Source organism: Stenotrophomonas sp. OVS01A, assembly GCF_019969775.1.
Classification (GTDB): domain Bacteria; phylum Pseudomonadota; class Gammaproteobacteria; order Xanthomonadales; family Xanthomonadaceae; genus Stenotrophomonas; species Stenotrophomonas indicatrix.
Genome location: NZ_JAHXYV010000001.1, coordinates 273,682 through 300,631, shown reverse-complemented (window position 1 = coordinate 300,631; position 26,950 = coordinate 273,682). Strand labels below are relative to the sequence as shown.

General features: G+C 67.2%; 29 protein-coding genes. 19 read left to right on the top strand and 10 right to left on the bottom strand.

Going from position 1 to position 26,950, the window contains the following annotated elements; translation table 11 throughout:
- Positions 1 to 18 precede the first annotated feature (18 nt).
- The 7 genes from LC407_RS01485 (at position 19) to LC407_RS01455 (ending at position 7,973) form a co-directional block, all read left to right on the top strand.
- Entirely contained in the window at positions 19 to 414 is a 396-nt protein-coding gene (locus tag LC407_RS01485; protein ID WP_032951575.1) for a hypothetical protein, read from the top strand.
- A gap of 148 nt (positions 415 to 562) precedes the next feature.
- Complete coding sequence (locus LC407_RS01480; RefSeq protein ID WP_223482054.1) at positions 563 to 2,983, top strand: TonB-dependent receptor; 2,421 nt, start codon at positions 563 to 565, stop codon at positions 2,981 to 2,983.
- Positions 2,984 to 3,218: 235 nt separating this feature from the next.
- Positions 3,219 to 3,857 (top strand): PepSY-associated TM helix domain-containing protein, encoded by a 639-nt coding sequence (locus LC407_RS01475; RefSeq protein ID WP_032975837.1) that lies wholly within the window; start codon positions 3,219 to 3,221, stop codon positions 3,855 to 3,857.
- A gap of 40 nt (positions 3,858 to 3,897) precedes the next feature.
- Positions 3,898 to 4,416 carry a DUF2271 domain-containing protein gene (locus LC407_RS01470; RefSeq protein ID WP_032975835.1) on the top strand — a complete coding sequence of 173 codons (519 nt, stop codon included), beginning with the start codon at positions 3,898 to 3,900 and terminating at the stop codon, positions 4,414 to 4,416.
- Between the two features lie 125 nt (positions 4,417 to 4,541).
- The gene (locus LC407_RS01465) at positions 4,542 to 5,345 is read left to right on the top strand and encodes a DUF4198 domain-containing protein (protein ID WP_025873992.1); all 804 of its coding nucleotides are present in this window, start codon (positions 4,542 to 4,544) and stop codon (positions 5,343 to 5,345) included.
- Positions 5,346 to 5,400: 55 nt separating this feature from the next.
- Complete coding sequence (locus LC407_RS01460) at positions 5,401 to 6,372, top strand: FAD:protein FMN transferase (RefSeq protein WP_140227612.1); 972 nt, start codon at positions 5,401 to 5,403, stop codon at positions 6,370 to 6,372.
- Positions 6,369 to 7,973 (top strand): sulfite reductase subunit alpha, encoded by a 1,605-nt coding sequence (locus LC407_RS01455; protein ID WP_223482053.1) that lies wholly within the window; start codon positions 6,369 to 6,371, stop codon positions 7,971 to 7,973. Before LC407_RS01460 ends, LC407_RS01455 begins: the two co-directional genes overlap by 4 nt.
- A 248-nt stretch (positions 7,974 to 8,221) precedes the next feature.
- On the opposite strand, the gene LC407_RS01450 is transcribed toward LC407_RS01455, so the two are convergent.
- From LC407_RS01450 to LC407_RS01435, 4 genes are all read right to left on the bottom strand, one after another.
- Positions 8,222 to 8,830 carry a HutD family protein gene (locus LC407_RS01450; RefSeq protein WP_032975832.1) on the bottom strand — a complete coding sequence of 203 codons (609 nt, stop codon included), beginning with the start codon at positions 8,828 to 8,830 and terminating at the stop codon, positions 8,222 to 8,224.
- Between the two features lie 34 nt (positions 8,831 to 8,864).
- The gene (locus LC407_RS01445) at positions 8,865 to 9,590 is read right to left on the bottom strand and encodes a murein L,D-transpeptidase catalytic domain family protein (RefSeq protein WP_025873996.1); all 726 of its coding nucleotides are present in this window, start codon (positions 9,588 to 9,590) and stop codon (positions 8,865 to 8,867) included.
- A gap of 17 nt (positions 9,591 to 9,607) precedes the next feature.
- Complete coding sequence (locus LC407_RS01440; protein WP_223482052.1) at positions 9,608 to 10,675, bottom strand: L,D-transpeptidase; 1,068 nt, start codon at positions 10,673 to 10,675, stop codon at positions 9,608 to 9,610.
- Between the two features lie 337 nt (positions 10,676 to 11,012).
- The gene (locus LC407_RS01435) at positions 11,013 to 11,300 is read right to left on the bottom strand and encodes a helix-hairpin-helix domain-containing protein (protein ID WP_051562335.1); all 288 of its coding nucleotides are present in this window, start codon (positions 11,298 to 11,300) and stop codon (positions 11,013 to 11,015) included.
- Positions 11,301 to 11,537: 237 nt separating this feature from the next.
- Between LC407_RS01435 and LC407_RS01430 the strand changes: the two genes are divergently transcribed.
- The 4 genes from LC407_RS01430 (at position 11,538) to murU (ending at position 15,182) form a co-directional block, all read left to right on the top strand.
- Entirely contained in the window at positions 11,538 to 13,031 is a 1,494-nt protein-coding gene (locus tag LC407_RS01430) for a M20 family metallopeptidase (RefSeq protein WP_080149492.1), read from the top strand.
- A gap of 69 nt (positions 13,032 to 13,100) precedes the next feature.
- Positions 13,101 to 13,370, top strand: coding sequence for a GlsB/YeaQ/YmgE family stress response membrane protein (locus LC407_RS01425; RefSeq protein ID WP_025874000.1), 270 nt, complete (start codon positions 13,101 to 13,103; stop codon positions 13,368 to 13,370).
- Between the two features lie 64 nt (positions 13,371 to 13,434).
- Positions 13,435 to 14,460 carry a phosphotransferase gene (locus tag LC407_RS01420; RefSeq protein ID WP_099783109.1) on the top strand — a complete coding sequence of 342 codons (1,026 nt, stop codon included), beginning with the start codon at positions 13,435 to 13,437 and terminating at the stop codon, positions 14,458 to 14,460.
- 11 nt (positions 14,461 to 14,471) lie between these two features.
- Positions 14,472 to 15,182, top strand: a complete 711-nt coding sequence (gene murU, locus LC407_RS01415; RefSeq protein ID WP_080149493.1) for an N-acetylmuramate alpha-1-phosphate uridylyltransferase MurU — start codon at positions 14,472 to 14,474, stop codon at positions 15,180 to 15,182.
- A 716-nt stretch (positions 15,183 to 15,898) separates the two neighbouring features.
- On the opposite strand, the gene hda is transcribed toward murU, so the two are convergent.
- Genes hda through LC407_RS01400 form a run of 3 tightly spaced genes read right to left on the bottom strand, consistent with a single transcriptional unit; the run spans position 15,899 to position 18,902 of the window.
- Entirely contained in the window at positions 15,899 to 16,606 is a 708-nt protein-coding gene (gene hda / locus LC407_RS01410; protein ID WP_032977533.1) for a DnaA regulatory inactivator Hda, read from the bottom strand.
- Positions 16,606 to 17,778, bottom strand: a complete 1,173-nt coding sequence (locus tag LC407_RS01405) for an AI-2E family transporter (RefSeq protein ID WP_080149494.1) — start codon at positions 17,776 to 17,778, stop codon at positions 16,606 to 16,608. The genes hda and LC407_RS01405 overlap by 1 nt, the downstream gene beginning before the upstream one ends.
- On the bottom strand, positions 17,775 to 18,902 hold the full coding sequence (locus LC407_RS01400; protein ID WP_223482051.1) for a DUF2066 domain-containing protein: 1,128 nt from the start codon (positions 18,900 to 18,902) through the stop codon (positions 17,775 to 17,777). Before LC407_RS01400 ends, LC407_RS01405 begins: the two co-directional genes overlap by 4 nt.
- Before the next feature lie 112 nt (positions 18,903 to 19,014).
- On the opposite strand from LC407_RS01400, the gene purM reads away from it, so the two are divergent.
- The 7 genes from purM to LC407_RS01365 all read left to right on the top strand — a co-directional run bounded on the left by purM (position 19,015) and on the right by LC407_RS01365 (position 23,923).
- Positions 19,015 to 20,073: a phosphoribosylformylglycinamidine cyclo-ligase gene (purM, locus tag LC407_RS01395; RefSeq protein ID WP_032951578.1), complete on the top strand. Its 1,059-nt coding sequence runs from the start codon at positions 19,015 to 19,017 to the stop codon at positions 20,071 to 20,073.
- Between the two features lie 22 nt (positions 20,074 to 20,095).
- Entirely contained in the window at positions 20,096 to 20,593 is a 498-nt protein-coding gene (locus LC407_RS01390) for a hypothetical protein (protein WP_140224784.1), read from the top strand.
- Positions 20,590 to 21,012, top strand: coding sequence for a hypothetical protein (locus tag LC407_RS01385; RefSeq protein WP_025874007.1), 423 nt, complete (start codon positions 20,590 to 20,592; stop codon positions 21,010 to 21,012). The genes LC407_RS01390 and LC407_RS01385 overlap by 4 nt, the downstream gene beginning before the upstream one ends.
- Positions 21,013 to 21,106: 94 nt before the next feature.
- Positions 21,107 to 21,718, top strand: coding sequence for a DUF2238 domain-containing protein (locus tag LC407_RS01380; RefSeq protein WP_170919604.1), 612 nt, complete (start codon positions 21,107 to 21,109; stop codon positions 21,716 to 21,718).
- Complete coding sequence (gene purN / locus LC407_RS01375; RefSeq protein WP_223482050.1) at positions 21,715 to 22,371, top strand: phosphoribosylglycinamide formyltransferase; 657 nt, start codon at positions 21,715 to 21,717, stop codon at positions 22,369 to 22,371. The genes LC407_RS01380 and purN overlap by 4 nt, the downstream gene beginning before the upstream one ends.
- Before the next feature lie 68 nt (positions 22,372 to 22,439).
- On the top strand, positions 22,440 to 23,237 hold the full coding sequence (locus LC407_RS01370; RefSeq protein WP_025874010.1) for a DUF3108 domain-containing protein: 798 nt from the start codon (positions 22,440 to 22,442) through the stop codon (positions 23,235 to 23,237).
- A 2-nt stretch (positions 23,238 to 23,239) separates the two neighbouring features.
- Positions 23,240 to 23,923 carry a DUF3108 domain-containing protein gene (locus tag LC407_RS01365; protein ID WP_025874011.1) on the top strand — a complete coding sequence of 228 codons (684 nt, stop codon included), beginning with the start codon at positions 23,240 to 23,242 and terminating at the stop codon, positions 23,921 to 23,923.
- Between the two features lie 116 nt (positions 23,924 to 24,039).
- On the opposite strand, the gene LC407_RS01360 is transcribed toward LC407_RS01365, so the two are convergent.
- From LC407_RS01360 to LC407_RS01350, 3 genes are read right to left on the bottom strand one after another with little or no spacing between them, the layout of a single operon-like run.
- A complete protein-coding gene (locus LC407_RS01360) occupies positions 24,040 to 24,354 on the bottom strand; it encodes an EF-hand domain-containing protein (RefSeq protein WP_223482049.1) in 315 nt (104 codons plus the stop codon).
- The gene (murA, locus tag LC407_RS01355) at positions 24,351 to 25,625 is read right to left on the bottom strand and encodes a UDP-N-acetylglucosamine 1-carboxyvinyltransferase (protein ID WP_025874013.1); all 1,275 of its coding nucleotides are present in this window, start codon (positions 25,623 to 25,625) and stop codon (positions 24,351 to 24,353) included. The genes LC407_RS01360 and murA overlap by 4 nt, the downstream gene beginning before the upstream one ends.
- A gap of 21 nt (positions 25,626 to 25,646) precedes the next feature.
- Complete coding sequence (locus tag LC407_RS01350; protein WP_025874014.1) at positions 25,647 to 25,877, bottom strand: BolA family protein; 231 nt, start codon at positions 25,875 to 25,877, stop codon at positions 25,647 to 25,649.
- A gap of 54 nt (positions 25,878 to 25,931) precedes the next feature.
- Here LC407_RS01350 and LC407_RS01345 point away from each other — a divergent pair, with 54 nt between their 5' ends.
- Positions 25,932 to 26,933, top strand: a complete 1,002-nt coding sequence (locus LC407_RS01345; RefSeq protein ID WP_025874015.1) for a KpsF/GutQ family sugar-phosphate isomerase — start codon at positions 25,932 to 25,934, stop codon at positions 26,931 to 26,933.
- The last annotated feature ends 17 nt before the right edge of the window (positions 26,934 to 26,950 follow it).

The window sequence follows — 26,950 nt, the reverse complement described above, 5'->3', positions numbered from 1 at the left end:
GTACAGCTCGGCACCGCCATGCGCGGCCGTCGGCCTGCGCTGGCCAGCCTGCTGGCGTGGGTGGCGATGTTGACGCTGTTGCTGGGCACCCTGCCGCTGCTGCCGGTCGCCCACGCTGCCGCGCCCCAGGCGCTGCAGCAGCCGCTGGAAGAGCGCGGCGGCGAAAGCCCTTTGCAGGAAGAAGCGCCGGCCAAACTGCGGCGCTGCGCCTCGGCACCGGCCAAGTCCACGGACAAGCCGATCCCGCCGCTGTTGCTGGCCAGCCACTGGCTGCGCACCGAACTTGATCTGGTTCCCTCTGCGTCGGTTCCCTCCGGCGCGCGTCCGCACTGGCCGCTGGCCGTACCGGACATGCCCTGGGCCGATGCGCCCGGGCGCCGCCAGCAACGCGGCCAGGCGCCGCCGCTCGCCTGATCCACGGCACGCCGTGACCGCCTGCGCGGTTGCGACGGCTCGCCGCTGCCTGTTTCGCCCCTGCCGCCCCTGACCGGGCCATCCCTGCCCTGCCGTGCGCGTTCCGCGCCCTGCATCGCGCTGCCCTACATCCTTCGAGGTATCTGCCATGGCCCAGCGCCATCGTGTCCGTTCGTCCCTGTCCCGACATCTGTTGACCAGCGCTGTGCTGGCTGCGGTCGCGGCGCCCGCCTACGCCAATGGTGCCGCCAGCGGCGCGCCGCAGACGCTGGACAAGGTGGTGGTGACCGCCTCCGGTTTCGAGCAGAAGGTAGTCGATGCACCGGCCAGCATCAGCGTGGTCAGCCGCGAAGAGCTGAGCAAGCGCCCTTACACCAGCCTGGTCGACGCCCTGCGCGACGTCGAAGGCATCGACGTCGGCCTGGAAGCCACCGACAAGAACGGCCGCGCCACCATCTCCATGCGCGGCCTGCCGTCGGAGTACACCCTGGTGCTGATCGACGGTCGCCGCCAGAGCAACGCCGGCCAGCTGTATCCGAACAACTTCGGTGGTGGCCAGTTCGCCTACCTGCCGCCGCTGGATGCGATCGAGCGCATCGAAGTGGTGCGTGGCCCGATGTCCACGCTGTACGGCTCGGATGCAATGGGCGGCGTCATCAACATCATCACCCGCCGCAACCAGGACAGCTGGCACGGCGCGGTCACCCAGGGCTTCACCGTGCAGCAGGACGACCAGTTCGGCGACGCGCGCAGCACCGATCTGTACCTGAGCGGCCCGCTGGTCAAGGATCGCCTGGGCCTGGCCGTACGTGGCAGCTACTACGACGCCAAGGCATCCAATCCCGAATGGGATGCACTGACCCTGCCCGACGGCACGCTGTGGGAACGCAGCATCGGTTTCGGTGGCGGCGGCAAGTCGGTGGCCAACACCAACTGGAACACCGGCGTGCGCCTGAACTTCCATGTCAACGACGACCACGAACTGTGGCTGGACTACGACGTCTCACGCCAGAAGTACGACAACAGCGAAGGCCAGACCGGCACCCTCGACAGCCTGGCCAGCCTGTGGCGCGTGGGCAACGCGGTGGTGCCGAACCCGAATGGCAGCGGCACCGTCACCCGCCGCGTGGTGCAGCCGCGCGTGGGCTACACCGCCTACCAGCGCTATGAGCGCGACCAGCTCTCGCTGACCCATCAAGGCCGCTACAGCTTCGGCACCTGGCAGACCTCGCTGACCCACAGCAAGAGCAACAACCTCGGCCGCTCGCTGCCGCTGACGCTGGACGAGCGCGCCGGCCTGCAGACCCTGTGGAACGACGTCTGCCGCCGCACCGGTGCCGCCAACAACTGTGCCGCCGGCCGCAACAACGGCCTGGCCGCACTCAACGCCAGCGAACAGGCACGCCTGCAGGCGTTCCTGCCGCGGCCGCTGCGCACCATGGAACTGGAAGGCTACGTGCTGGACACGATGCTCGACCTCGACTTCGGTGCGCACAAGCTGACCGTGGGCGGCCAGTACAACGACACCGACATGGTGGACGGCGTGTTCGGCATGGACGGTGCCGGCTACCGCAGCAACACCAAACAGAAGCACCGCATGTGGGCACTGTTCGCCGAGGACAACTGGTCGCTGACCGACACCCTGACCGCCACCCTCGGCCTGCGCTACGACGACCACAACATCTTCGGCAGCCACCTCAGCCCGCGCGGCTACCTGGTCTGGAATGCCACCGATGCCTGGACCTTCAAGGGTGGCGTCAGCACCGGCTACAAGACCCCGCGTCCGGACCAGCTGTTCCCCGGCATCACCGGCTTTGGTGGCCAGGGCGTGCTGCCGCTGGTGGGCTCGCCGAACCTGAAGCCGGAAACCAGCACCAACTACGAGCTGGCCGCCTATTACGAGGGCCAGCGCTGGGGCTTCAACGTCACCGGTTTCATCAACAAGTTCGAAGACAAGATCGCCAGCGGCGGCACGTTCCCCAACTGTGAAGTCGCGCCGGCCGGCAGTGGCTACTGCGTGGACATCGGCCCGGGCTGGGCGTCGCTGGGCTACAGCACCTTCACCCAGAGCGTGAACATCGACAAGGCCGAGACACGTGGCGCAGAACTGGCCGGCCACGTCGACCTGCTGGACAACCTGCAGCTGCGCGGCAACTACACCTGGACCAAGAGCGAGCAGACCGCCGGTTCCGGCAAGGGCCTGCCGATCACCGGCACCATGCCGGCCAAGCACATGGCCAACGCCAGCCTCAACTGGCAGCTCAACGATGCCATCAGCCTGTCGCTGATCGGCGAAGGCCGCTACGACCGCTACCGCGACACGATCCTTGATGCCGCCGGTGCCAGTCACACCCGTTACTACGAGGACTACACCCTCTTCCACCTCGGTGGCAGCTGGAAGGCCACGCAGTGGCTGACGGTCAACGCGCGGGTCAACAACCTGTTCGACAAGAACTTCGTCTCGCAGTCGTGCCTGCTGACCAGCCCCAGCGAATACAACTGCGTGGACGACTACGCCACCAAGGACCAGCGCCGCAGCTACTGGATCTCGCTCAACGCGAAGTTCTGACCTTGCCCTGGTGGGTGCCGACCTTGGTCGGCACCTCTCCATCCACGCATGGCGTGGATCCACCGACCCGTGGTAGTGCCGGCCGCTGGCCGGCAACCACGCGATGCTCTCAGGTGGCATGGGATTGCCGGCCAGCGGCCGGCACTACCCCCTCAGAGATACACAACGACATCTAATTGCGAGCAATTCTCATCAATGATGTAATGGCCAGTATTCATCCGTCCCGAACCGTGCCGTGAGCCGTCCCGCATCTTCCACCGTGCAGCAGCAGCAGAGCCGCGGCTTCTGGCTGCGTACCCTGCACCAGTGGCACTGGATCAGCTCTGCGGTCTGCCTGATCGGCATGCTCCTGTTCGCGGTGACCGGTCTGACGCTGAACCATGCCGCGAAGATCGAGGCCAAGCCACAGGTGCAGAACCAGCACCTGGAACTGCCGGCCGAACTGCTCGGCGGTCTGGGCTCCCGCGAGGACGGCAATGCACCGCTGCCACGCCCGGCCCGGCAATGGCTCGACGATCAGCTGGGCATCTCCATCGGCGGTCGACCCGCCGAATGGTCGGCCGAGGAAATCTATCTGTCACTGCCACGCCCCGGCGGCGACGCCTGGTTGAGCATCGACCGCGAAACCGGCGCGGTGGAGTACGAATCCACCTCGCGCGGCGCGGTGTCCTATCTCAACGACCTGCACAAGGGCCGCAATGCCGGCCCCGCATGGGGCTGGTTCCTGGACGTGTTCGCCGTCGCCTGCCTGGTGTTCTGCATCACCGGCCTGTTCCTGCTGCACCTGCATGCGCGGCAGCGACGCATGACCTGGCCACTGGTCGGCCTGGGCTTGATGATCCCACTGCTGATCGCCCTGCTGCTGATCCACTGACTTCCACCGTGACTTCCATCCGTTCTTCCGGAGCCGCCCCATGCGCGTCACCCTGACCATCGCCCTCAGCGGCCTGCTGGCCACCTCGCCGGCTTACGCCACCACCCTCGACATCAACGTCGAAGTGCCCAAGCTCAACGTGGCCGAGTACCACCGCCCGTATGTGGCGGTGTGGCTGGAAGGCGCCGACCAGAAGGTCGCCGCCAATCTGTCGGTCTGGTACCAGCAGACCAGCAACAGCGAAGGCCATGGCACCAAGTGGCTGCCCGACCTGCGCCAGTGGTGGCGCAAGAGTGGCCGCACCCTGCAGGTGCCGGTGGACGGCGTGACCGGCCCGACCCGCCCGGCCGGCAAGCACGCGCTGTCGTTCAACGACAAGCAGCCCGCACTGAAGCAGCTGGCCCCGGGCAACTACACCCTGGTGGTGGAAGCGGTGCGCGAAGTCGGCGGCCGTGAACTGCTGAAGATTCCCTTCACCTGGCCGGCCACCGCCGCACAGAACGGCCGCGCGCAGGGCGCCACCGAACTGGGCCAGGTCACCCTCGCCGTCAAACCGTAATTGCCTGAGCCGGGGTCAGAGCCCTTTCCGCTGGAAAGGGATCCGACCCCATCGCAGCACCCCAGGGGTCGGATCACTTCCGCAGGAAGGGCTCTGACCCCATCAATCATCCTGGAGTCTTCCGCATGAAGCGCACGCTCGTCCTCGCCGCCGCTCTGGCCGCTGCCCTTCCCTTCTCCGCCCTGGCCCACAAGGCCTGGCTGCTGCCCTCGCAGACCGTGATCGCCGGCAACGCGCCGTGGATCACCGTCGACGGTGCGGTCTCCAACGACCTGTTCTATTTCAACCACGTGCCGCTGCGCCTGGAATCGGTGGTGATCACCGCCCCGGACGGCAGCACCGTGCAGGCGCAGAACGCGGCCACCGGCAAGTACCGCAGCGTGTTCGACGTCGAGCTGAAGCAGCAGGGCACCTACCGCATCGCCTCGGTCAACGACGGCCTGTCGGCCACCTATGAACTGAACGGCGAGCGCAAGCGCTGGCGCGGTACCGCCGCCACCTTCGGCGAACTGCCCAAGGATGCGAAGAAGCTGGAAGTGAGCCAGTCGGTCGGCCGCGTGGAGACCTTCGTTACCAACGGGGCGCCGAACGACACCGCGCTGAAGCCGACCAACCGCGGCATCGAACTGGTGGCCGTCGGTCACCCGAACGACCTGTTCGCCGGCGAGGAAGCCACCTTCCGCGTACTGGTCGACGGCAAGCCGACCGCAGGCCTGGAGTTCGAGATCGTGCGCGGCGGCACCCGCTACCGCAACGCGCAGGACGAGCAGAAGCTGACCAGCGACGCCAAGGGCGAGATCAAGGTGACCTGGCCGGAAGCCGGCATGTACTGGCTGGAAACCGGCACCGAGGACAAGAAGACCTCGGTCAAGCAGGCCGCCAAGCGCCGCCTCAGCTACGTCGCCACGCTGGAAGTGCTGCCGCAGTAAAGACAGCGCTGCGATACCCGGCGCGCCCTGGTATCGCAGCCTGCCACGCATGCCCATGACCTCTACCGCACTCGACATCGCCCGGCTGGGCGGCACCACCATGGGCACCACCTGGAGCGTGTCACTGGTCGTACCGCGCCAGCGCGACCTGCATCCACTGCATGCTGGTATCCAGGCACGTCTGGATGAAGTGGTCGCGCAGATGAGCACCTGGGAAGCGGGTTCCGACCTGAGCCGCTACAACCGTGCCGACGCAGGTCAGTACCTCGTGCTTCCCATCGAGACACGCCATGTGTTGGCCTGCGCGCAGGCCATCGCTGCAGCCAGCGGCGGTGCGTTCGACCCCACCGTCGGCCCGCTGGTGGCGCTGTGGGGCTTCGGCGCCCATGCCGGCGCACGGCGCGCACCCGATGCCGCCACGTTGCAGGCAACGCGTGCACGCTGCGGCTGGCAGCGCCTGCACTGGCAGGACGATGCGCTGCTGCAGCCCGGTGGCCTGGAGCTGGATCTTTCGGCGATCGCCAAGGGCTTCGGCGTCGACCACGTCGCCGCCTGGCTGCGCGGCCAGGGTGTCGATGCCGCGCTGATTGAAGTCGGTGGGGAACTGGCCGGTTACGGCCGCAAGCCCGACGGCCAGCCGTGGCGCGTGCTGGTGGAGTCGGCGCCGGAAGAAGATGCCCACACCGATACGCCACCGCGTGTCCTGGCGCTGGACGGCAAGGCGGTGGCCACCTCCGGCGATCGCTGGCACCACTATCACGACGATGACGTGGCCTACAGCCACAGCCTCGACCCGAGCAGCGGCACGCCGGTACGGCAGGTCGCAGCCGCCGTCACCGTGGTCGCCAGCGACGCGATGCACGCTGACGCGTGGGCCACCGCGCTGACCGTGCTCGGCCGCGACGCAGGCATCGCGCTGGCAGAGCGCGAGGGGCTGGCCGCGCGCTATCTGGAACGCACCACCACCGGCCCACGCGAAACCCTCAGCAGCGCCTTCCAGCAGCTGCTGGATGAGCAGGCTGGATGAGCATGCGTTTCCCTCGCGCGACCGTTGGCAACGTCATGGTGCTGGCCCTGCTGGCCGTGATCGGCGGGGCACTGCTGCGTCTGCACCTGGGCGAAGCGTGGTGGCAGGGTGCACCGCCGGCCCGGCAATGGGGCATCGCGCTGGCCGCCACTGCGCTGTATCTGCTGGCGTGTAGCGTGCTGTGGTGGCGCAGCCGTCCGCGCGACGACACGCCCGAAGGCGGCAACCCACCGATGCTGCTGGTCTGGTCCAGCCAGACCGGCTTCGCCCGCGAACTGGCCGAGCGCAGTGCGCAGGCTCTGCGATCGGCCGGCATGCCGGTGCGCCTGCGCGGTCTGCATGAGGTCGATGCCACGCTGCTGGCGGGCAGCGCGCGTGTACTGTTCATCGTCAGCACCACCGGCGAAGGCGATGCACCCGACCACGCCCTGCCCTTCCTGCGCAAGGTGATGAGCACGCCGCCGCCCCTGCACCACATGCAGTACGGGGTACTCGCACTGGGCGATCGCAGCTACGGGCATTTCTGCGCGTTCGGCCACCAGCTGCACGACTGGCTGCGCCAGCACGGAGCACATCCGCTGTTCGATGCCATTGAAGTCGACAACGCCGATCCAGCTGCCCTGCGCCACTGGCAACAACTGCTTGGCCAGCTCGCCGGCGGCGCGAGCGAACTTCCCGATTGGACACCGGCCGAGTACCAGCCGTGGATGCTGCTGCAGCGCACCCACCTCAATCCCGGCAGCGCCGGTGGTCCGGTCTATTGGCTGCGCCTGCAGCCCCCGACCGGCAGCGGCGCGCAGTGGCAGGCCGGTGACATCGCCGAAGTCGGTCCGCAGCATGCCGAACAGAGCACGCGCGACTGGCTGCAGACGCAGGGCTTCGATGCGGACACCGTGTTGGACGACGGCACTACGCTGCTCGCCCGCGTTGCGCGCTCGCACCTGCCGTCATTGGTTGCAGCAGGCGATCTGCCTGGGCTGTTGGCGGCACTACAGCCCCTGCCACATCGCGAATACTCCATCGCCTCGGTAATGGACGACGGCGCGGTGGAACTGCTGCTGCGCCGGCAGCTGCGTGCCGATGGCACGCCGGGCATCGGCAGTGGCTGGCTGTGCGACCACGCCGCCATCGGCGGGCCGGTACAGATGCGCCTGCGCCGCAACGAGAATTTCCATGGCGTCGCCGCTGATGTTCCACTGCTGCTGATCGGCAACGGCACTGGTATCGCCGGCCTGCACGCGCACCTGCACGAACGCGCACGCATTGGCGGTGCCCGCACCTGGCTGTTGTTCGGCGAACGCTCGGCCGCGCATGACTTCCACTTCGGCGATGAACTGCAGGCGATGCTCGGCAACGGCAGGCTGACCCGCCTGGATACGGTGTTCAGCCGTGATGGCGGCGCACATCGCTACGTGCAGGATCGCCTGCTGGCCGAAGCATCCACGCTGCGGCAGTGGGTCGATGACGGCGCGACGATCCTGGTCTGCGGCAGCCTGCAGGGCATGGCCCCGGCAGTGGATGCGGTGATCGAGCAGGTGCTCGGTGCCGACGGCAAGGAAGCGCTGCTGCTGGCCGGTCGTTACCGGCGCGACGTGTATTGAGCGAACGTTTGGGGCGAATTGCCTCTTGGTGGGTGCGAACCTTGGTTGGCACCATGCTGCGGCATCGGCTGCTGCATCCACGCATGGCGTGGATCTACTGAACGGCTGGCGGCGATCCCTTGTCCGCACCTGCGATATCGGCTGCCGCATCCACGCATGGCGTGGATCTACCCGGATCCAAGGTGACAACCATGCTGCAGTAGATCCACGCCATGCGTGGATGATTGCCTCCGGGCGCCGACGCTGGCTCAGCCGCCCGCCGCGCTCACCCGTATCGCCAACAACTCGCCGCCGCCCTGCAATGCATGCCGCTGACGCTCACCGGCGGCCAACCACGCGGTATCGCCGGCCTGCATCGCAGGCAATCCGCTGTCCGCGCCGAACGTGGCCTGCCCGCCCAACAGGTGCAGGGCCCAGGCCACGCCCGGCTCGCAGAAGAAGAACATCGGCCCGACCAGTGGACGGTGCAGCAGCTCGGCCTGCAGCAGTCCGCGCTTCCACATCAGGTTGAAATCGTGGGTGGTGCCGTCCACCAGCTCGCCGTGCAGCGCAGCCTCACCGGCAAAACGCACGCGCCCATGAGGTGGCAGCACCTCGGCTACGCGGCCGTCCTCGAAACGCAGGCGCACGCCATTGCCCTGCAGCAGCACCAGTTCGCGCTCGACGCCCGGGAATGCGGAAAACGCGGCGTCCTGCTCGATCTCGGCCACCGACAGGCGCAACGCCCAATCATCGCCCTGCGCTGGCAACCGCAGGATCTCGCGGGTCCAGCCGAGGCCGTTGCGCCAGCGTTCGCGGCGGTAGTCCAGGCTGGAAATCACCTGGCTCGGGGTCTGCAGCAGGGAGTCGATGTTCATGCGCGCATTGCATCATGCCGCGCGCCGCAACGCATCAACGCGTTGCAAGACCCGCAGCCGTACCGCAATCGCCGCCCAGCAGCTGTGAGTGCTTGAGCCAGTCCTTGTCGGGGTAGTACGCAAACACCATCGTGCCGCCTCGCAGCGCGTCGATCAGCGGCTTGGCCACCGACAACCGCACCGCCGGGCAGCCCAGACTGCGCCCCAACCGCCCCTGCAACTGCGCAGTGGACGGATTCACATACGGCGCACCGTGGATGACGATGGCGCGCTCGCGTGCACGATCGTTGAACCCCGGCTCCAACCCTGCCAGCCGCAGCGAATAGCCGTTGCCGCCCATGTAGGTTTCCTGCGCGGTGAACGCACCGATGCTGGACATGAAGCTGCCATCGCGGTTGGAGAAATGTTCGGTGCGGTTCTCGCCGCTGTTGCGGCCGTGCGCCACCCACTCCTCGAACAACAGCCGCTGGCGGGCGAGATCGAAGACCCACATCCGCGGCTCGGTGGACGGCCGCGAGTAATCGATCACGCTCAGGCGTTCACTGCTGACTCCCAGCTCCGGCCGCTGCAGTGCGCAGCGCATGGCGTGGGCAGCCAACTGCAGAACCCGACGGTCCGCCTTGGGCGCGGTGCGTGCCAGCTGCGCGGCGAGGTCGTCGGCGCTGATGGCGGCAATGGGCGTCTGTGCCCCGGCCGGGGCACTGGCAGTGGTTGCCAGCAGGCCAAGGGCGGCCAGCCGGCACAGGCGGGAAGCAGACATGGGCACGTAGGGAGGTCTCAGGATCCCTTGAGGGTGGACGCTGGCGGCTCTGATTCCAAGACCGGCTGCATTCCCGATTCAGCCGCGCTTGGGCGCACCGCCGGCAGCGACGTCACCAGCAGGGTCGTGCCCGGCACCAGCACCTGGTACAGCTGACGGGCGAAATCAGCCGGCAGTGCCATCGGCAACGACGGCGTGGCCAGCAGGTCCGGCGTGGCCTGGGCGCGGTCCTGGCCCAGCAGCGGATAGGCCGTCCACTGGTGCAGGCGCTGCTGCGCATCAAGCGGGCTGGGCGTATCGCTGAAGCCCTGGCCCATCACGAACAGGGTGGTGGCCTGGAACGCTGGCAGCGCGTCGGCCTTCAGCGGCGACTCACCGATCATCACGCCATCGCGCAGCACGTACAGGCGCTGGTCGTGCAGGCTGACCAGGATGCCGACCTGGCCACTGGGTGCGGCCGCATCATCCCACCAGGCCTTGTCGGGAGCACCGCCCTCGCCTTCCGGCAGGGCCTGGCCGCGTGCATTCACCGGCGCCAGCACCGCCGGATAGGCCAGCGTCATCGGCGCGCTCTTGGCATCGGCCACGACCACCGTATCGCCGCGCTTGGTTTCGCTGAACAGCTTCTGGGCGAAGGCCTGCGGCAGGCGCACGCAGCCATGCGAGGCCGGATGCCCGGGCAGGCTGCCGCCGTGAAGGGCGATGCCGTCCCAGGTCAGCCGCTGCATGTACGGCATGGGTGCGCTGTTGTAGAGGTTGGAGCGGTGGTCCTTGTCCTTCTGCAGGATGGTGAACACACCGGTCGGCGTCTCATGGCCGGTCTTGCCCGAGCTGATCGTGGTCAGGCCGATGGCAATGCCATTGCGGTACACGTAAGCCCGTTGCTCATCCAGGCTCACCACCAGCACGATCGGACCGGCCGGCGAGACTTCCGGATGCCACAGGTACTCGCCCGGCTTGAGGTCGGTCGGCCCGCGTACTTCGGAGGTCGTGGCCACGACAGGCTTGGAGGGTGCGGCCGCCTGTGCGGCGCACGGCAGTGCCAAGGCCACGGCGAGCATCAAGGTCAAACGGTGCAGGTGCATCCAGCAGGTTCCATTCCATGCGAAGACCCCACCGTACACCATGGGCACGTCGCAGCCGCGCCAAAAGAAATTGCCCGGCGACACAGCCATGTGTCGTACCGGGCAATCGTCACGTCCCTGTCGGCCTGCTGCCACCCCCTCGCATCCTGCGAAGCGGGGGCGGCGTTGCATCCTGCACGCGGCCGCGTCTGTCCTGTTTGTATCTCAGCCCCTTCCACAGGTCTGTGATGCCACCATCCTGGTGATTGGTGCCGCATCCCTGCGACGGTCGGCGGCTGCAGCCATCCTGTCCGCAGCCATTGAACCTGCATCCTGCAGATTCCGACGATTCCTGTTGTCAGCGCCTGGGTACGGTTCGCACCGGTACCGATCCGGGTACCGGATCCGCAGGCAACATCGTGTTGCCAACGGTGATCCGTCGTCGATTCCGTTCGACGATCGATGTCCCTATCCCCTTCACCTGCGTCAGGTCCTCGACGCGGTGAAACGGGCCGTGTCTGCGCCGGTGCTCGACGATCGCCGCAGCCTTGGTAGCCCCGACCATCGTCAATCCCTGCTGCAGCGCCTGGGCATCGGCCCGGTTGATGTCGATCGGCTCGGCAGCTTGCGCTCCCGCGATCCACATTCCCAGCACCAGCGCCCTTAACACGACAAACCAAGGCACGACGTGTATCTCCTTGTGGTTCTGACCGTCCCGACCGGCAATCCCGTCGGTCGAAACAGTGTCCGTCACCACATGCACACAGCGTATAGGGTTCACGGATTTCTAAAAGCCAGCCAAATACCCGACGTGATGTAGGGAAAACCCTACCCTTGGCCGAGGCGTAGAATGGGCGGATCAGCCATGCAACCGGAGTTTCAGATGGACAGCGCCAAGCTCGGCCAATTCGTCAATGACAAGTGGGACAGCGAAATCGTCCCGCAGTTGGTCGACTACATCCGCATTCCCAACAAGTCGCCGATGTTCGACGCCAACTGGGTGCAGAACGGCTACATGGAGCAGGCGGTCACCCTGATGGAAACCTGGGCCAAGGCCCAGGACCTGCCCGGCCTGAAGGTCGAAGTGGTGCGCCTGGAAGGCCGTACCCCGCTGATTCTGCTGGAAATTCCGGCTACCGGCGCCGAAACCGGCGACGACACCATCCTGCTCTACGGGCACCTGGACAAGCAGCCGGAGATGACCGGCTGGGACGACGACCTGGGCCCGTGGACCCCGGTCCTGCGCGGCGACAAGCTGTATGGCCGTGGCGGTGCCGATGACGGCTACGCCATCTTCGGCTCGCTGGCCGCCGTGCTGGCACTGCAGGCGCAGGGCCTGCCGCATGCCCGCTGCGTGGTTCTGATCGAAGCCTGTGAAGAGTCGGGCAGCTACGACCTGCCGGCCTACGTGGACCATCTGGCTGACCGCATCGGCAAGCCGTCGCTGGTGGTCTGCCTGGATTCGGGCTGTGCCAACTACGACCAGCTGTGGTGCACCACCTCGCTGCGCGGCCTGACCGGCGGCAACTTCTCGGTGAAGGTGCTCAACGAAGGCGTGCACTCCGGTGATGCCTCCGGCGTGGTACCGTCCAGCTTCCGCCTGCTGCGCCAGCTGCTGTCGCGCATCGAGGACCAGGACACCGGCCGCATCCTGATCGACGGCATGAACGTGGAGATCCCGGCCGAGCGCCTGGAACAGGCCAAGCGTGCCGCCGACGTGGTCGACACCGCGATCTTCGAGAAATTCCCGCTGGTCGATGGCCTCAAGCCGATGAACGACGACCTGACCGAGCTGGTGCTCAACCGCACCTGGCGCCCTGCCCTCTCGGTGACCGGCATCGGCGGCATGCCGCCGCTGGAATCGGCCGGCAACGTGCTGCGCCCGCATACCGCAGTGAAGCTGTCGCTGCGCCTGCCGCCCACTGCCGATGGCAAGACCTGCGGCGAGCTGCTGAAGGAAGCGCTGCTGCGCGATCCGCCGAACGGCGCGCAGGTCACCCTGGACCTGGAAAAGGCCTCCACCGGCTGGAACGCGCCGGCGATGGCACCGTGGCTGACCAAGGCCATCGACGATGCCAGCCAGACCTTCTTCGGCAAGCCGGCGATGTACATGGGTGAAGGCGGCTCGATCCCGTTCATGGGCATGCTGGGCGAGAAGTTCCCGGGCGCCCAGTTCATGATCACCGGCGTGCTCGGCCCGCACTCCAATGCCCACGGCCCGAACGAGTTCCTGCACATCCCGATGGGCAAGAAGGTCACCTCGTGCGTGTCCAAGGTGATCAGCGAGCACTACGCGGCCAGCCTGCGTGGCGAGACCAGCGGTTCGCCGGTGGCCGCCGACAGCGGCACCCGCCACGGCGACCACGGCTGCTGCTGATCCAGCACGCAATGACGGACGCAGCCCGGCCTTGCTAGGCTGCGTCCAACCTTCCAGAGCACTGATCGCATGAACGGTCTGTTTGGCAGCACCAGCTGGCTCTACATCATCCTGGTCGGCTTCTTCGTCGGCCTGCTGGGACGCTTCTTCATGCCCGGCAACAACCGCATGGGCTGCCTGCTGACCATCGTGCTGGGCATCATCGGCGCGCTGCTGGCCGGCTGGTTCGGCCAGTACATGGGCTGGTACGCGCCCGGTGAACCGGCCGGCTTCCTCGGCGCGGTGCTGGGTGCGGTCGTCGTGCTGGCGATCCTGCGCCTGTTCAGCGGCCGCCGCTGAGCCGCCCTCTCCTTTTCCATTCTGCCCCGACGTTGGCGCGCCCGGCGCGCCCGGATATGCCTGCATGACCGAACCCGCCTCTGATCCCCAGCGCAGCGCACAGCGCCTGCAATGGGCCCGTACCCAGCTTGACGACGGCAACACCGTGGTCGAACGCGCCTCGGTCGACGCTGGCATGCGCAGCTACTGGCGCACCACCAGCCAGCGCGGCAGCCACATCGTGATGGACGCCCCGCCGGGGCTGGAAGACCCCACGCCGTGGCTGCGCATGCGCGGCCTGCTGCACGATCACGGCCTGCGCGTGCCCGCCCTGCTTGCCCAGGACCTCGACGCCGGCTTCCTGCTGCTGGAAGACCTGGGCGGCCCGACGCTGGCGAAGATCCTCGACGAACGCAATGCCGACGAGTGGTTCAGCCGATCCATCGATCAGCTGCTGCGCCTGCAGGCCATTCCGGTGCCGGCCGATTTCGGCCAGTTCGGCGAAGCGCTGCTGCAGCGTGATGCCGGCCTGTTCGACGAGTGGTTCCTGCAACGCCATCTTGGCCTTGAACTGGACTGCGGCGAGATCGAAGGCCTGCAGCTGGTGCACCGTCGGCTGATGGACAACGCGCTGGGCCAGGCCCAGCTGATGACCCACCGCGACTACATGCCGCGCAACCTGATGCCGGTGGATGGCGGCCCGGCGGTGCTGGATTTCCAGGACCTGGTGCGTGGCCCGATCGCGTACGACGCGGTAAGTCTGTTCAAGGATGCCTTCCTGAGCTGGCCGCTGCAGCGCGTGGACGAATGGCTGGCGCAGTATCACCAGCGCGCACGCGATGCCGGCCTGCCGGTACCCGACCGTGCCACTTTCCTGCGCGATGCCGACTGGATGGGCATCCAGCGCCACGTGAAGATCCTCGGCCTGTTCTGCCGCCTGCGCTATCGCGACAACAAGGGCCACTACCTGGACGATGCGCCGCGCTTCATCGCCTACCTCGATGAAGTGCTGCCGCGCTATCGCGAACTGGCGCCCCTGCAGCAGTTGCTGGAAACGCGGATCAAACCGGCACTGGCCGAGTTGGCCGCGCCGATGCGCGTGCAGCGCTGAAGGCCGCATCGATGAAGGCACTGATTTTCGCCGCCGGCCTGGGTGAGCGCATGCGCCCCCTCACCCTGCACACGCCCAAGCCGCTGCTGGCAGTGGCCGGCAAACCCCTGATCGCGTGGCATCTGGAGCGGTTGGCTGCGCTCGGCATTCACGACGTGGTGATCAATACCGCGTGGCTCGCCGAGCAGTTCCCGGCCGCATTGGGCGATGGCAGCCAGTGGGGCCTGCGCCTGCATTTCATGCACGAAGGCGATACCCCGCTGGAAACCGGTGGCGGCATCCTCAATGCATTGCCGGCGCTGGGGGACGATCCGTTCCTGGTAGTGAACGGCGATATCTGGACCGATTTCGATTTCGCCACGCTGCCGCGTGAACCGGCCGGCCAAGCGCATCTGGTGCTGGTCGACAACCCGGCGCAGCACCCCAACGGCGACTACCGGCTGGACGCGCACGGTGTGCTGCACCATGACCGCGAAGGCCCGTGCCTGACCTATGCGGGCATCGGCGTCTATCGTCCGTCGATCGTGGCCGATTGGCGTGCGGTGATCGGTGAGGCACCGGGCAGCGAGCGTGTGCCACCGAAGTTTTCGGTGGTGCCGTTGCAGAAGCATTTCATGGCACAGGGGTTGATGACGGGGCAGCATCATCGCGGGCGCTGGACCGATGTCGGGACCGTTGATCGCCTGCATGCGCTGGATGCGGAGTTGACCGCGAACGGCTGAGCCCCTCGTGGTTGGTCGCGCAGAGCGGATCGCGTGCTTGGCCGGACGGGCGGGCCATGCAGGGGACGCTGCAAGTACGTCCCTGTAAGCTCGATGGCGCCATCCATGGCGCCAACGCCCCTGCATGGCCCACCCGCCCGACCTCTGACAGTCTGCGTGTGCGTCCAGCCACGGAAAAGAAGGAAAAGCAGAAGCGGGTCGCTCCGCTCTTGTGACGACCAACGGTCGTCACCCACCACAAGCAGAGAACGTCGGATCCAAGGCAGTCCTTCCTGGGAAAGTCTCATCCACGCATGGCGTGGATCTACTTGTCGCCATCCATGGCGCCAACGCCCCTGCATGGCCCACCCGCCCGACCTCTGACAAATTCCGTGCGCGTCCAGCCACGAAAAAGAAAAAAGAAAAGCAGAAGCGGATCGCTTCGCTCTTGTGACGACCAACGGTCGACACCCACCAACAGCAGTGCAGAACGCCGACACGGCAGATCGCGGGAACCTGTCGAAGGCGGGGTGGCTCAGGTTGCGGGGGCGTGAGCGCCATGGATGGCGCGACCGAGGCTACAGGGACGTACTTGCGCCGTCCCCCGCAACCTGAGCCACCCCGCCATCCCACGGATAGCGAGCTTTTGCTGTTGACGTTGACGTTGACGTTGACGTTGCCCTGGCTTCGGCGGGTGCAGGGCGCAGCCCTGCCTAACACCCAACACCCGACACCCCTCAGTAACGAGGACGGCCTTCTTCCAGCACCTGGCGCAGGAACGGCACGGTGATCCGCCGCTTCGCCGCCAGCGATTCGCGATCCAGCCAGTCCAGCAACGTGATCAGACCACCCAGCTCGCGACCGGTGTGCGACAGCAGCCACTCGATGGCGGCCTCGTCGATCGCCAGCCCTCTGCGCAGCGCGCGCTCGCGCAACACCGCCGCGCGGCCTTCCTCGTCCAGCGGCTGCAACAGCACGCGCACGCATTGGCCCAGGCGCGAACGCAGGTCCGGCAGCACCAGGCCCAGTTCGCCCGGCGACTTCTGTGCGGTGTACAACACCGTCACGTCGGCAGCGCGCGCGCGGTTGTGGAAATCGAACAGCGCGATTTCATCCTCACGATTGCCTGCCACCGCATCCAGGCCATCCAGCGCCACCAGCTCGCGCTGCTCAAGCCCTTCCAGCGCCACCCGCACCCGGCCGACCACGCTGGCCAGCGGCACATAGGTCGGCAGGCGCCCGGCCTGCTCGGCGCTGGAGCACATCGCCAGCGCCTGGTGGGTCTTGCCGGTGCCGGCCGCGCCTTCCAGGTACACCCAGTCGTGGCTGGCCCCTACCGCGATGGCATGCAGCTGCGCCAGCGCGCCGTCCGGCGCGCCGATGAAGCTTTCCAGCCGCTGGTCCCGCGGGTAATGCAGGGCCAGCGGAAGTTGCGGCACACCAATCACTTCAGTTCCGGACCCTTGTCATTGCCAGGCACGATGATATGGGGCTGGTCGATCACACCATCAAGCACGATCGCGGGCTTCTCGCCGGCGTACAGCTCACTCTGGCGGTAACGCTGGTGCGCATAGCGCAACAGCACATTGCTGACCGCCGCCACCGGCAGCGCCAGCAGCATGCCCAGGAAGCCGAACAGCTGGCCACCGGCCATCACCGCGAAGATCACCGCCACCGGGTGCAGGCCGATCTTGTCGCCGACGATGCGCGGGGTCAGCACGTAGCTCTCCAGCAGCTGGCCAACGGTGAACACCACGCCCACCAGGATCAGCAGTTTCAGGTCGAACCCCTGCGCCTGTACCAGCGCAGCCACGATCGCCATCAGGATGCCGGTGGTCGCGCCCAGGTAGGGAATGAAGCTGATCAGGCCGGCGATCAGGCCGATCAGCAGGCCCAGCTTGAGCCCGACCAGCGACAGGCCACCGGCGTAGATCACGCCCAGCGCCAGCATCACCAGGAACTGCCCGCGGATGAAGGCGCCGAGCACCTCGTTGGATTCACGTGCCAGCGTGGTGATCGTGCCGATCTGGTTGCGTGGGATCACCGATGCCACGCGTTCGACCAGCTTGTCCCAGTCACGCAGGAAGTAGAACGCCAGGATCGGCAGCAGCAACAGGTTGACCACCCAGGTGACCACCGTGAAGCCCGAACGCGATACGTAGCCCATGAAGGTCGTGGCGAATCCGCCGGCCTGCTGCCAATGGCTGCGCACCCATTCGATCACACGGTCCGGATCCATCCACTGCATCACTTCCAGCCCGGTCTTCTGCTCGAACCAGGGAATGCCCTTCTCCATCAGCCAGGCCTGCGCCTGCGGAGCCGCGGCGATCAGGGTGCTGATCTGGCGCTCGATCATCGGCACCAGCACCAGCAGCAGCGCGACGATCACCAGCACCATTGCCACGAACACCAGCACCACGCCGGTCATGCGCGAGCGGCCGGTGTCCTCGATGCGGTCCACCAGCGGATCGCCCAGCCAGGCCAGCGCCAGCGCCAGCACGAACGGCGTCAGGATCGGCGCCAGCAGCCACACGACCCAGCCGATCAGGCCGGCCAGCAGGATGAACTTCAGCCGCCGCAGGAACTGCGCGATTTCCGCTTCCGGGGACAGGATCATCGCAGGCGGTACTCATTGCTGACCGGCGCCGGTGCCGGTGCACCGGTCGTATCGTCGATCGGCGTCGGCAGGGCCGGCAGTGTCGCCGACGGCACCAGCACGCCATTGTCGCCAAGCATGCGGTTGAAGCCGGCCAGGCCGGTGGTCATTTCCAGATTCAGTTCCAGATGGTCGGCGGTCGCGCGCAGCGGGGTGACGTTGCGTACCACGGCCACTTCACGCAGGCCGGCGGCCAGGCGCAGGTATTCGTCGGCGCTGTTGATGCCGGTCACCACCACGCGGTAGGTGCCCGCCTGGCCGGTGGCCGCACCGGCCTTGGCATAACGCTTGACCAGCGCGTCGGCAGCGCCATCGGCACCGGCGGCCATCGCGCGCATGGCGTTGGCGTCCTTGCTGGTCCACTTGTTCAGTTCCCGGCCGTTGTCGACGAACACCCAGTCCGCCTGCCAGCCGCCATTGGCGCGGTAAAGCTTGCCGATCAGCTGCATCGGCGGCGAATAGCGCGACGAGGCCCGCGCGACTGCAGCGCTGTCCTGGCGCCAGATGGCACCGGCCAGGGCCTGCTCGGCGGCGCCACCACTGGGCAGGCCGAGCTTGTAGCCGCGCTCGATGGCCCGGCTCAGCAGCGGCCGCGCAGCATTGGCCTGCTGCACGCTGACCAGGCGCGGACCACTGCCGTCGTCGACGGCCAGCCACAGCACCGGCTTCGGCCGGGGCTGCGGCCACAGCGGCAGGCCCAGGGCCGACACCAGCCCGTCCACGTCATCCTCGCGGAAGCGCGCGACCAGCAGGGTACGGAAGCTCGGCGCACCGCTGGCGCCCACGCTCTGGTCCTGCTTGTAGTCGTAGCTGGCCACATAGTCCTTGGCATTGCGCAACGCCTGCGCCACGCCGGGGCGCGACATGACGCTGCGATCGCCGGACAATTTGCCCAGTACAACGCTCAACGCGCGGGCAAGTGCACCGTTGCGGTCAGCCTCGGCTTGGCTGTTGACGGGCACTTCGGCCTCGTACGCACCACTGGCAGTGGCAACATCCCCCTCGGTTCGCATGCCGCTCTGGGCCATCGTGGCCACCGGCAGGCACAGCGCAAGGAGCAGGGTCAAAAACAGGCTGCGGCGCATCAGGACATCCATTGGCTCGACGTATCCGGGGGGAATTGTTGCCCGAATACGGCCTTTGCGCCAATGCGGCCTGTTAAAATCGGCGATTCAACCCCTGCCAGCGCCGACGCCCGTGACCAACAGCCCGTCTTCCGCCCCTTCTCCCCTCACCTACCGTGACGCGGGTGTCGACATCGACGCCGGCAACGAACTGGTCGAGCGGATCAAGCCCCTGGTCAAGCGCAGCTTCCGTCCGGAGGTGATGGGCGGCCTGGGTGGCTTTGGCGCCCTGTTCGACCTGTCCAACAAGTACCGCGAACCGGTGCTGGTGTCGGGCACCGACGGCGTCGGCACCAAGCTGAAGCTGGCCCACCAGCTGAACCGCCACGATACGATCGGCATCGACCTGGTCGCCATGTGCGTGAACGACGTGCTGGTGCAGGGCGCCGAGCCCTTGTTCTTCCTGGACTACTTCGCCACCGGCAAGCTGGACATCGACACCGCCGCCGCGGTCGTGGGCGGCATCGCCAATGGCTGCACCGAGGCCGGCTGCGCGCTGATCGGCGGCGAAACCGCCGAGATGCCCGACATGTACGCGCCGGGCGAGTACGACCTGGCCGGCTTCACCGTCGCGGCCGTCGAAAAGAGCGAACTGAAGGACGGCGCCAATGTCGCCGCCGGCGACGTGCTGATCGGCATCGCCTCGTCCGGCCCGCACTCCAACGGCTATTCGCTGGTCCGTCGCATCTATGACCGCGCCGGCCGCCCGGCCGAGCTGGAACTGGAAGGCGGGGTCAAGCTGGTCGATGCGCTGATGGCCCCCACCCGCCTGTACGTCAAGCCGATCCTGTCGCTGCTGAAGTCGCACGGCGATGCCATCCACGGCATGGCCCACATCACCGGTGGCGGCCTGACCGAGAACATCATCCGCGTGGTGCCCGAAGGCCTCGGCCTGGACATCCAGGCCTCGTCGTGGACCCTGCCGCCGGTGTTCCAGTGGCTGCAGAAGGAAGGCGCGGTGGCAGACAGCGAGATGTGGCGCACCTTCAACTGCGGCATCGGCTTCGTGCTGATCGTCGCTGCGGACCAGCTCGAGGCCGTATCCGCTGCGGTCAAGGCGGAAGGCCTGGAGCACTGGACGATCGGCCAGGTGGTCACCGCCCAGGGCGGCGAACGCGTCCACATCGCCTGATCCACTGGACAAAGGAACCCGCATGGACGCACCTCCTCCCTTGTCGACGCCGCCGGCTCCGCCGGTGCTGCCGCCGAACCCGGCCGTGCCGGTGTTCGGCCCGCAGGACGCCACCCAGCTGCGCCAGCTGGCGATCGGCCACTATGTGGTCGCTGGCCTGATGGCGGTGTTCTCGCTGGTCTTCGTGCTGCACATCGTGCTGGGCATCGCCATGCTGTCCGGCTCGCTGCCGATGAAATCCGGCGGTGAACCGTCATCGCCGGAAGAGCAGCAGTTCGTCGGCTGGCTGTTCACCGTGATGGGCGTCTGCATCGTGCTCGGCGGGCTGACCCTGGCAGGCTTCGTGGCCTATGCCGGCCGCTGCCTGTCACAGCAGCGCCGCTACCTGCTGTGCATGATCGTGGCGGGGCTGGCGTGCCTGTTCACCCCCATCGGCACCATCCTCGGCGTGTTCACCCTGGTCGTGCTGCTGCGCCCGCAGGTGAAGGCCACCTTCGCTGGCCAGGCGGGTGTGGCATGAGCGATGGCATGAACCCACCGCCGCTGCCACGGCAGACCCTGGCCGACCTGCAGACCGCAAGCCACCTGCACAACCTGAAGATCCTGTTCTACGCGCTGGCCGGCTTCCATTGGCTGGCAGCGCTGGTCTTCCTCGGCTTTGTCGGCATCGTCGCCTTCGAACGCGGAATGGACGACGGCGCGGTGCTGGCGACGGTGTACGGCGCGGTGTCGCTGCTGGCCATCGGCTTGGGTTTCCTGCAGCTGCGCACCGCGCGGCTGCTTGGCCAGCGCAGCCACCTGGCCTGGTGTCGCGGCGCGGCCTGGGCAGCGGTGATGGCCGGCCCACTGGGCATGGCCCTGACCGCCTACGCGGTGTATTTCCTGCGCAAGCCGGAGATCGCCGCCCTGTTCGACCGCGGCGACCACGTCAGCGTCTGAGCTGGCAAGCGCATGTTCCGTCTCTTCTGCTGATCGCCCCGACATGTCCACGCCCGCTGCCCCCACGCTCGCCCGCAACCGCGCCACCCACTCCCTGTCGGCACCGAAGAAGGCCGCACTGGTCGCGGTGCTGGGCATCTTCGCAGCCACCTGGATCCATCCGCTGTGGCCGCTCGAGCAGACCCTGCACAGTTCGCTGACGGTGATCGGCCTGCTGGCCCTGTGGTGGGTGGACCGGCGCTGGCAGCTGGGCAACGGCGCGTTCATCGCCATCTGCGGCTTCATCGCCATCCACTGCGTGGCCGCGCGCTGGCTGTACTCCAACGTGCCGTATGACGCATGGCTGCAGTCGCTGCTCGGGTGGTCGCCGGACGCAGCCTTTGGCTGGCAGCGCAACCACTTCGATCGCCTGATCCACTTCCTCTATGGCGTCTGCTTCACCCCCGCATTGCTGCAGTTGGCGCGACATTCCTGGCCTGCGCTGCGCATCGGCCAGGCATTCACCCTGGCGGTGATGGCGGTGATGTGTTCCAGCCTGGTGTATGAGTGGCTGGAATGGGGCATCGCCCTTGCCCTGTCGCCGGAAGCGGCTGAGGCCTACAACGGCCAGCAGGGCGACATGTGGGACGCGCATGCGGACATGCTGCTGGCGACCTTGGGCAGCCTGTTGCTGTGGCCGCTGGTGCGCCGGAGCGTGGTGCGATGAGCATCCGCCGAATCGCCGTGCTGGCATCCGGGCGCGGCAGCAACCTGCAGGCCATTGTCGACGCCATCGCGGCAGGGCGACTGCAGGCCGAGATTGTCGGCGTGTTCTCCGATCGTCCCGATGCGACCGCCCTGGAGCGGGTGGCAACGGATCGGCGCTGGGGGCATGCGCCGAAGGAATTCAGCAACCGCGCCGCCTACGAGCAGGCGCTGGGTGATGCGCTGGCAGCATCCACGCCGGACTGGATCGTCTGCGCCGGCTACATGCGCATTCTGGGCGCCGATTTCGTACAGCGGTTCAATGGCCGCCTGGTCAACATCCACCCCTCGCTGCTGCCGTTGCACAAGGGCCTGCACACCCATGCACGGGCGCTTGAGGCCGGCGATAGCGAGCACGGCGCCAGCGTGCACCTGGTGGTGCCGGAACTGGATGCCGGCGCAGTGCTGGCGCAGGCCCGGGTTCCGGTGCTTGCCGGCGACGATGCGCAGACCCTGGCCGAACGCGTGCTTGCGGTGGAGCATCCGCTGCTGATCGCCAGCCTGGAACTGCTCTGTGCAGGCCGCCTGGCTGAACGGGAAGGCCAGCCGATGTTCGACGGTCACCCCCTGTTTAGCCCCTTGGCTCTAGATTCCGCCGGAAACCTGAACCGGTAACGCCCGTGCACACGCCCCGCTGACTGCGGGGCTGGCATCCTGCTCCCCTCCTGCGGTTCCTGTCGGCCATGAAGACCACGTCCCTGCTGCGTACAACTCTGCTGCTGCCGCTTGCCGTCCTCGCCTGTGCGGGCTGGGGCCAGGCAACAGCGCCCGCTGCGCCAGCACCTGCGGAGGTGGCGCCGCCGGTGTTGCCTGCACTGGCCTGGGAGCCGCCGCCGCTGCAGCCGTTCAGCGCGACCTACCAGGCGTTCTTCAAGGGCAAGGAAGCAGGCGATGCGACCATGCAGGTCACCCACACCGGCGGCAGCCAGTGGCGGGTGGACATGCAGGTGGTCGGCCGCCGCGGCTTTGCCAGCGTGCTGGGCCTGAACATCGAGCAGAGCACGGTGTTCGAGGAGCGCAGCGGTGTGTATGCGCCGCTCAGCCAGAGCACGGTGCGCAAGGGCCTGTTCCTGGGCAAGAAGGCGGTCGGCACCTACAACTGGCAGGCCGGTACCGCGCAATGGAGCGGCGACGTGGAAAAGAAGCGCGCCCAGCCGATTCCACTGCAGGCCGGCGACCAGAGCGCGTTGCTGATCAACCTGGCGATCATGCGCGACGCCCGTCCCGGCGCGGCCATGCACTATCGCTACGTCGACATGGGCAAGGTGCGCCAGCACGATTACCAGGCTGCGCCGCAGACCGAGAACGTCGAGGTCGGCGACCTGTCCTACAACGCGCTGCGGGTGTATCGCACCAACGGCGGCAACAATGAAACCATTCTCTGGATCGCCAACGGTGTCCCCACCCCGGTGCGCATCCTGCAACGTGAAGACGGCGAAGATCGCGTCGATCTGCGCCTGATCGAATACCAAGGAGTCTGAGCATGAACACCCTGACCCGCCCCCTGACCTGGATCGCCGCTGCCGCACTGTCGGTGGCCAGCCTGCCGGCCATGGCCCTGCAGCCGTTCAAGGCCGACTACCTCGCCAGCTACATGGGCATGCAGGCCAATGGCAGCATGACCCTGGCCAGCGAAGGCACCAACAAGTGGCGTTACAGCCTGCAGGTCAAGAACCAGCTGGCGGACCTGAGCCAGACCACCGTGTTCGAGGAAGTGCGTGGGCAGTTGCGCCCGCTCAGCAGCCAGGACCGCTCTGCGCTGCTGGTGAAGAAGCGCAATGTGCAGGCCAACTACAACTGGACCAGCAACCAGGCCACCTGGACCGGCGACATCAAGCCGGACCGCGCCGGACCGATCGCCCTGAAGGCCGGCGACATGGACGCGCTGCTGATCAACCTGGCCATCGCCCGCGACCTGGCCGCCGGCAAGCCGCTGACCTATCGCATGGTCGACGAAGGCCGTATCAAGAACATGACCTACCGCGTGGTGGGCAAGGAATCGGTCACCGTCGGCGGCAAGAGCTACGAGGCCACCAAGGTCTCGCGCGTCGACGGCAACAAGGAGCTGATCGCCTGGATCGTGCCGGAGTTCCCGGTGCCGGCGCGCATGCTGCAGCGTGAGAGCGGCCGCGATGCGCTGGACCTGACCATCAAGGCGATGAACTGACCGACCGCGCTGCGCGCTCGCCGGGCATGGCCCGGCGCTACCGCCCAACGTCGATCCACGCCAAGCATGGATTCACGCCCCGCACACAAAAACGCCCGCTTTCGCGGGCGTTTTCTTTATTTCTTCGGCGTTTCCGCCGGCGCGAACTCGGTGCGGCAGTCGACCCGGATCTGCTCGCCCGTGGATCGGCGCACGAACGTGCGGCAATGGCGGTTGCCCTCCTGGCTGTCGTTCACCGCAACCGCGTAGAACGACTGGATGATCTCGTCACGGGTTACCGTGCCGTCGCCATTCCAGTCCATGTCCTTCTGCTCGATGCCCTTGGTGATGGCGATGTTGGCGTACCAGGCATAGCCCAGCCACGCCAGCACGATCAGCACCAGCACCAGAAGCGCCTTGCGGCGACGGCTGAACCTGCCGCGCAGGATCATGCGGCCACGCGCCGGATGGTGGCGCCAAGCGAAGACAGCTTTTCTTCGATGTTTTCGTAGCCGCGATCAAGGTGGTAGATGCGATCGATGGTGGTATCGCCATCGGCCATCAAGCCGGCCAGGATCAGCGACGCTGACGCGCGCAGGTCGGTTGCCATCACCGGTGCACCGCTCAGGCGCTCGTGACCACGCACGATGGCCGTGTGGCCTTCCACCTGCACATCCGCGCCAAGGCGCAGCAGCTCGTTGACGTGCATGAAACGGTTCTCGAAGATCGTTTCATTGATCACGCCCACGCCGTCGGCCACGCAGTTGAGCGCCATGAACTGCGCCTGCATGTCGGTCGGGAACGCCGGATACGGCGCGGTGGTCAGGTTGACTGCCTTCGGCCGCTTGCCGTGCATGTCCAGGGTGATGCTGTCTTCGGTGGTCTCGATGGTCGCGCCGGCTTCCACCAGCTTGGCCAGCACCGCGTCCATGGTGTTCGGGCGCGCGCGGTTGACGGTGACCTTGCCACCGGTCATCGCTGCAGCCACCAGGAAGGTGCCGGTTTCGATGCGGTCGGGCAGCACTTCATGGCGGCCACCGGACAGGCGTTCGACGCCTTCGATGACCAGGCGGGCGGTGCCCAGACCTTCGATCTTCGCGCCGAGAGCGATCAGGCAATGCGCCAGGTCGGTGACTTCCGGTTCCATCGCCGCGTTGTCGAGGATGGTGGTGCCTTCGGCCAGCACTGCGGCCATCAGCACGTTCTCGGTACCGGTCACGCTGACCATGTCGAAGGTGAAGTGGCCACCCTTCAGGCGCTTGGCGGTGGCCTTGATGAAGCCGTTCTCGACCACGATGTCGGCACCGAGTGCCTGCAGGCCCTTGATGTGCTGGTCGACCGGGCGCGAACCGATCGCGCAACCGCCGGGCAGCGATACTTCGGCGGCGCCGAAGCGGGCCAGCAGCGGGCCCAGCACCAGGATCGAGGCGCGCATGGTCCTGACCAGCTCATACGGAGCCACATGCTGGTTGACCGGACGCGGGTCGACCACGATCGCGCTGCCACGCGACAGCGTGCCCTGGTCGATGGTCACGTTCGCGCCCAGTTCGCCCAGCAGCTTCACCGTGGTGACCACATCGTGCAGATGCGGCACGTTGGTGATCTCCACCGGCGCATCGGCCAGCAGGGTCGCGCACAGGATGGGGAGGACGGCGTTCTTGGCGCCGGAGATGCTTACTTCACCGTGCAGCGCAGCGCCGCCGGTCACAACGATCTTGGCCATGTATTGGGGATCTTCTGCGGTTCAGCCGGCTTCGGCCGGGGTCACGGTTTTCAGTGCGAGCGCGTGGATCGCGCCGCCCATCAGGTCACCCAGAGTGGCATACACCATCCGGTGGCGGGCCAGCGGCAGCTTGCCGGCAAAGGCCTCGCTGACCACGGTCGCTTCGAAATGCACGCCATCGTCACCCTGCACGTCGGCGCGGGCGCCGGGCAGGCCGGTTTCGATCAGATTGCGGATGGTGTCGGCGTCCAACGGGCTTTCCTAATAAAATGTGCGTCCATTCTACTTCCGCTGCGTGGCGTCCGCATGGCCGAATCCCTGTTGCCCCCCCGTTCCGCCGACCCTGCCGCCCTGGTCGCCAGTGGCCGGCGCGTGTTCGAGATCGAACGGCAGGCGCTGGACGCCGTGGCCGACCGCCTCGGCGATGCCTTCCAGCAGGCCTGCCGGGCGATCCTGGGCAGCCGCGGCCGGGTAGTCGCCACCGGCATGGGCAAGTCCGGCCATGTCGCGCGCAAGATCGCCGCCACCCTGGCTTCCACCGGCACCCCGGCGTTCTACGTGCATCCGGGCGAGGCCGGCCACGGTGACCTGGGCATGATCACCGAGGACGACGTGGTGCTGGCCCTGTCCTATTCGGGGGAATCGGATGAGCTGCTGATGCTGCTGCCGGTGCTCAAGCGCCAGGGCAATGTGCTGATCGCCATGACCGGCCGCCCGCAGTCGAGCCTGGCCAGCGCTGCCGATTTCCACCTGGATGTGAGCGTGCCAGCCGAAGCCTGCCCGCTGGCGCTGGCGCCCACCTCCAGCACCACCGCCTCGCTGGCGATGGGTGACGCGCTGGCGGTGGCCCTGCTGGATGCACGCGGCTTCACCGCCGACGATTTCGCCCGTTCGCACCCGGCCGGCAGCCTCGGCCGCCGCCTGCTGCTGCACATCACCGACGTCATGCACACCGGCGAGGACCTGCCCAAGGTCGATGTCGGCGCCAGCCTCAGCGAAGCGCTGATGGAGATGAGCCGCAAGCGCCTGGGCATGACCGCCGTGGTCGACGACCAGGGCGTGCTGATCGGGCTGTTCACCGACGGCGACCTGCGCCGCGCCCTGGACACCGACCTGGACGTGCGCACCGCCAGGATCGCCGATGTGATGACCCGGCAACCGCGCACCATCAGCGCCGACAAGCTGGCGGTGGAGGCTGCGCGGCTGATGGAAACCCACAAGATCACCGGCCTGATCGTGGTCGACAGCCAGGGCCGCGCGGTCGGCGCCCTGAACATTCATGACCTGTTGCGGGCGCGGGTGGTTTAACCGACAGTCCGTAGACC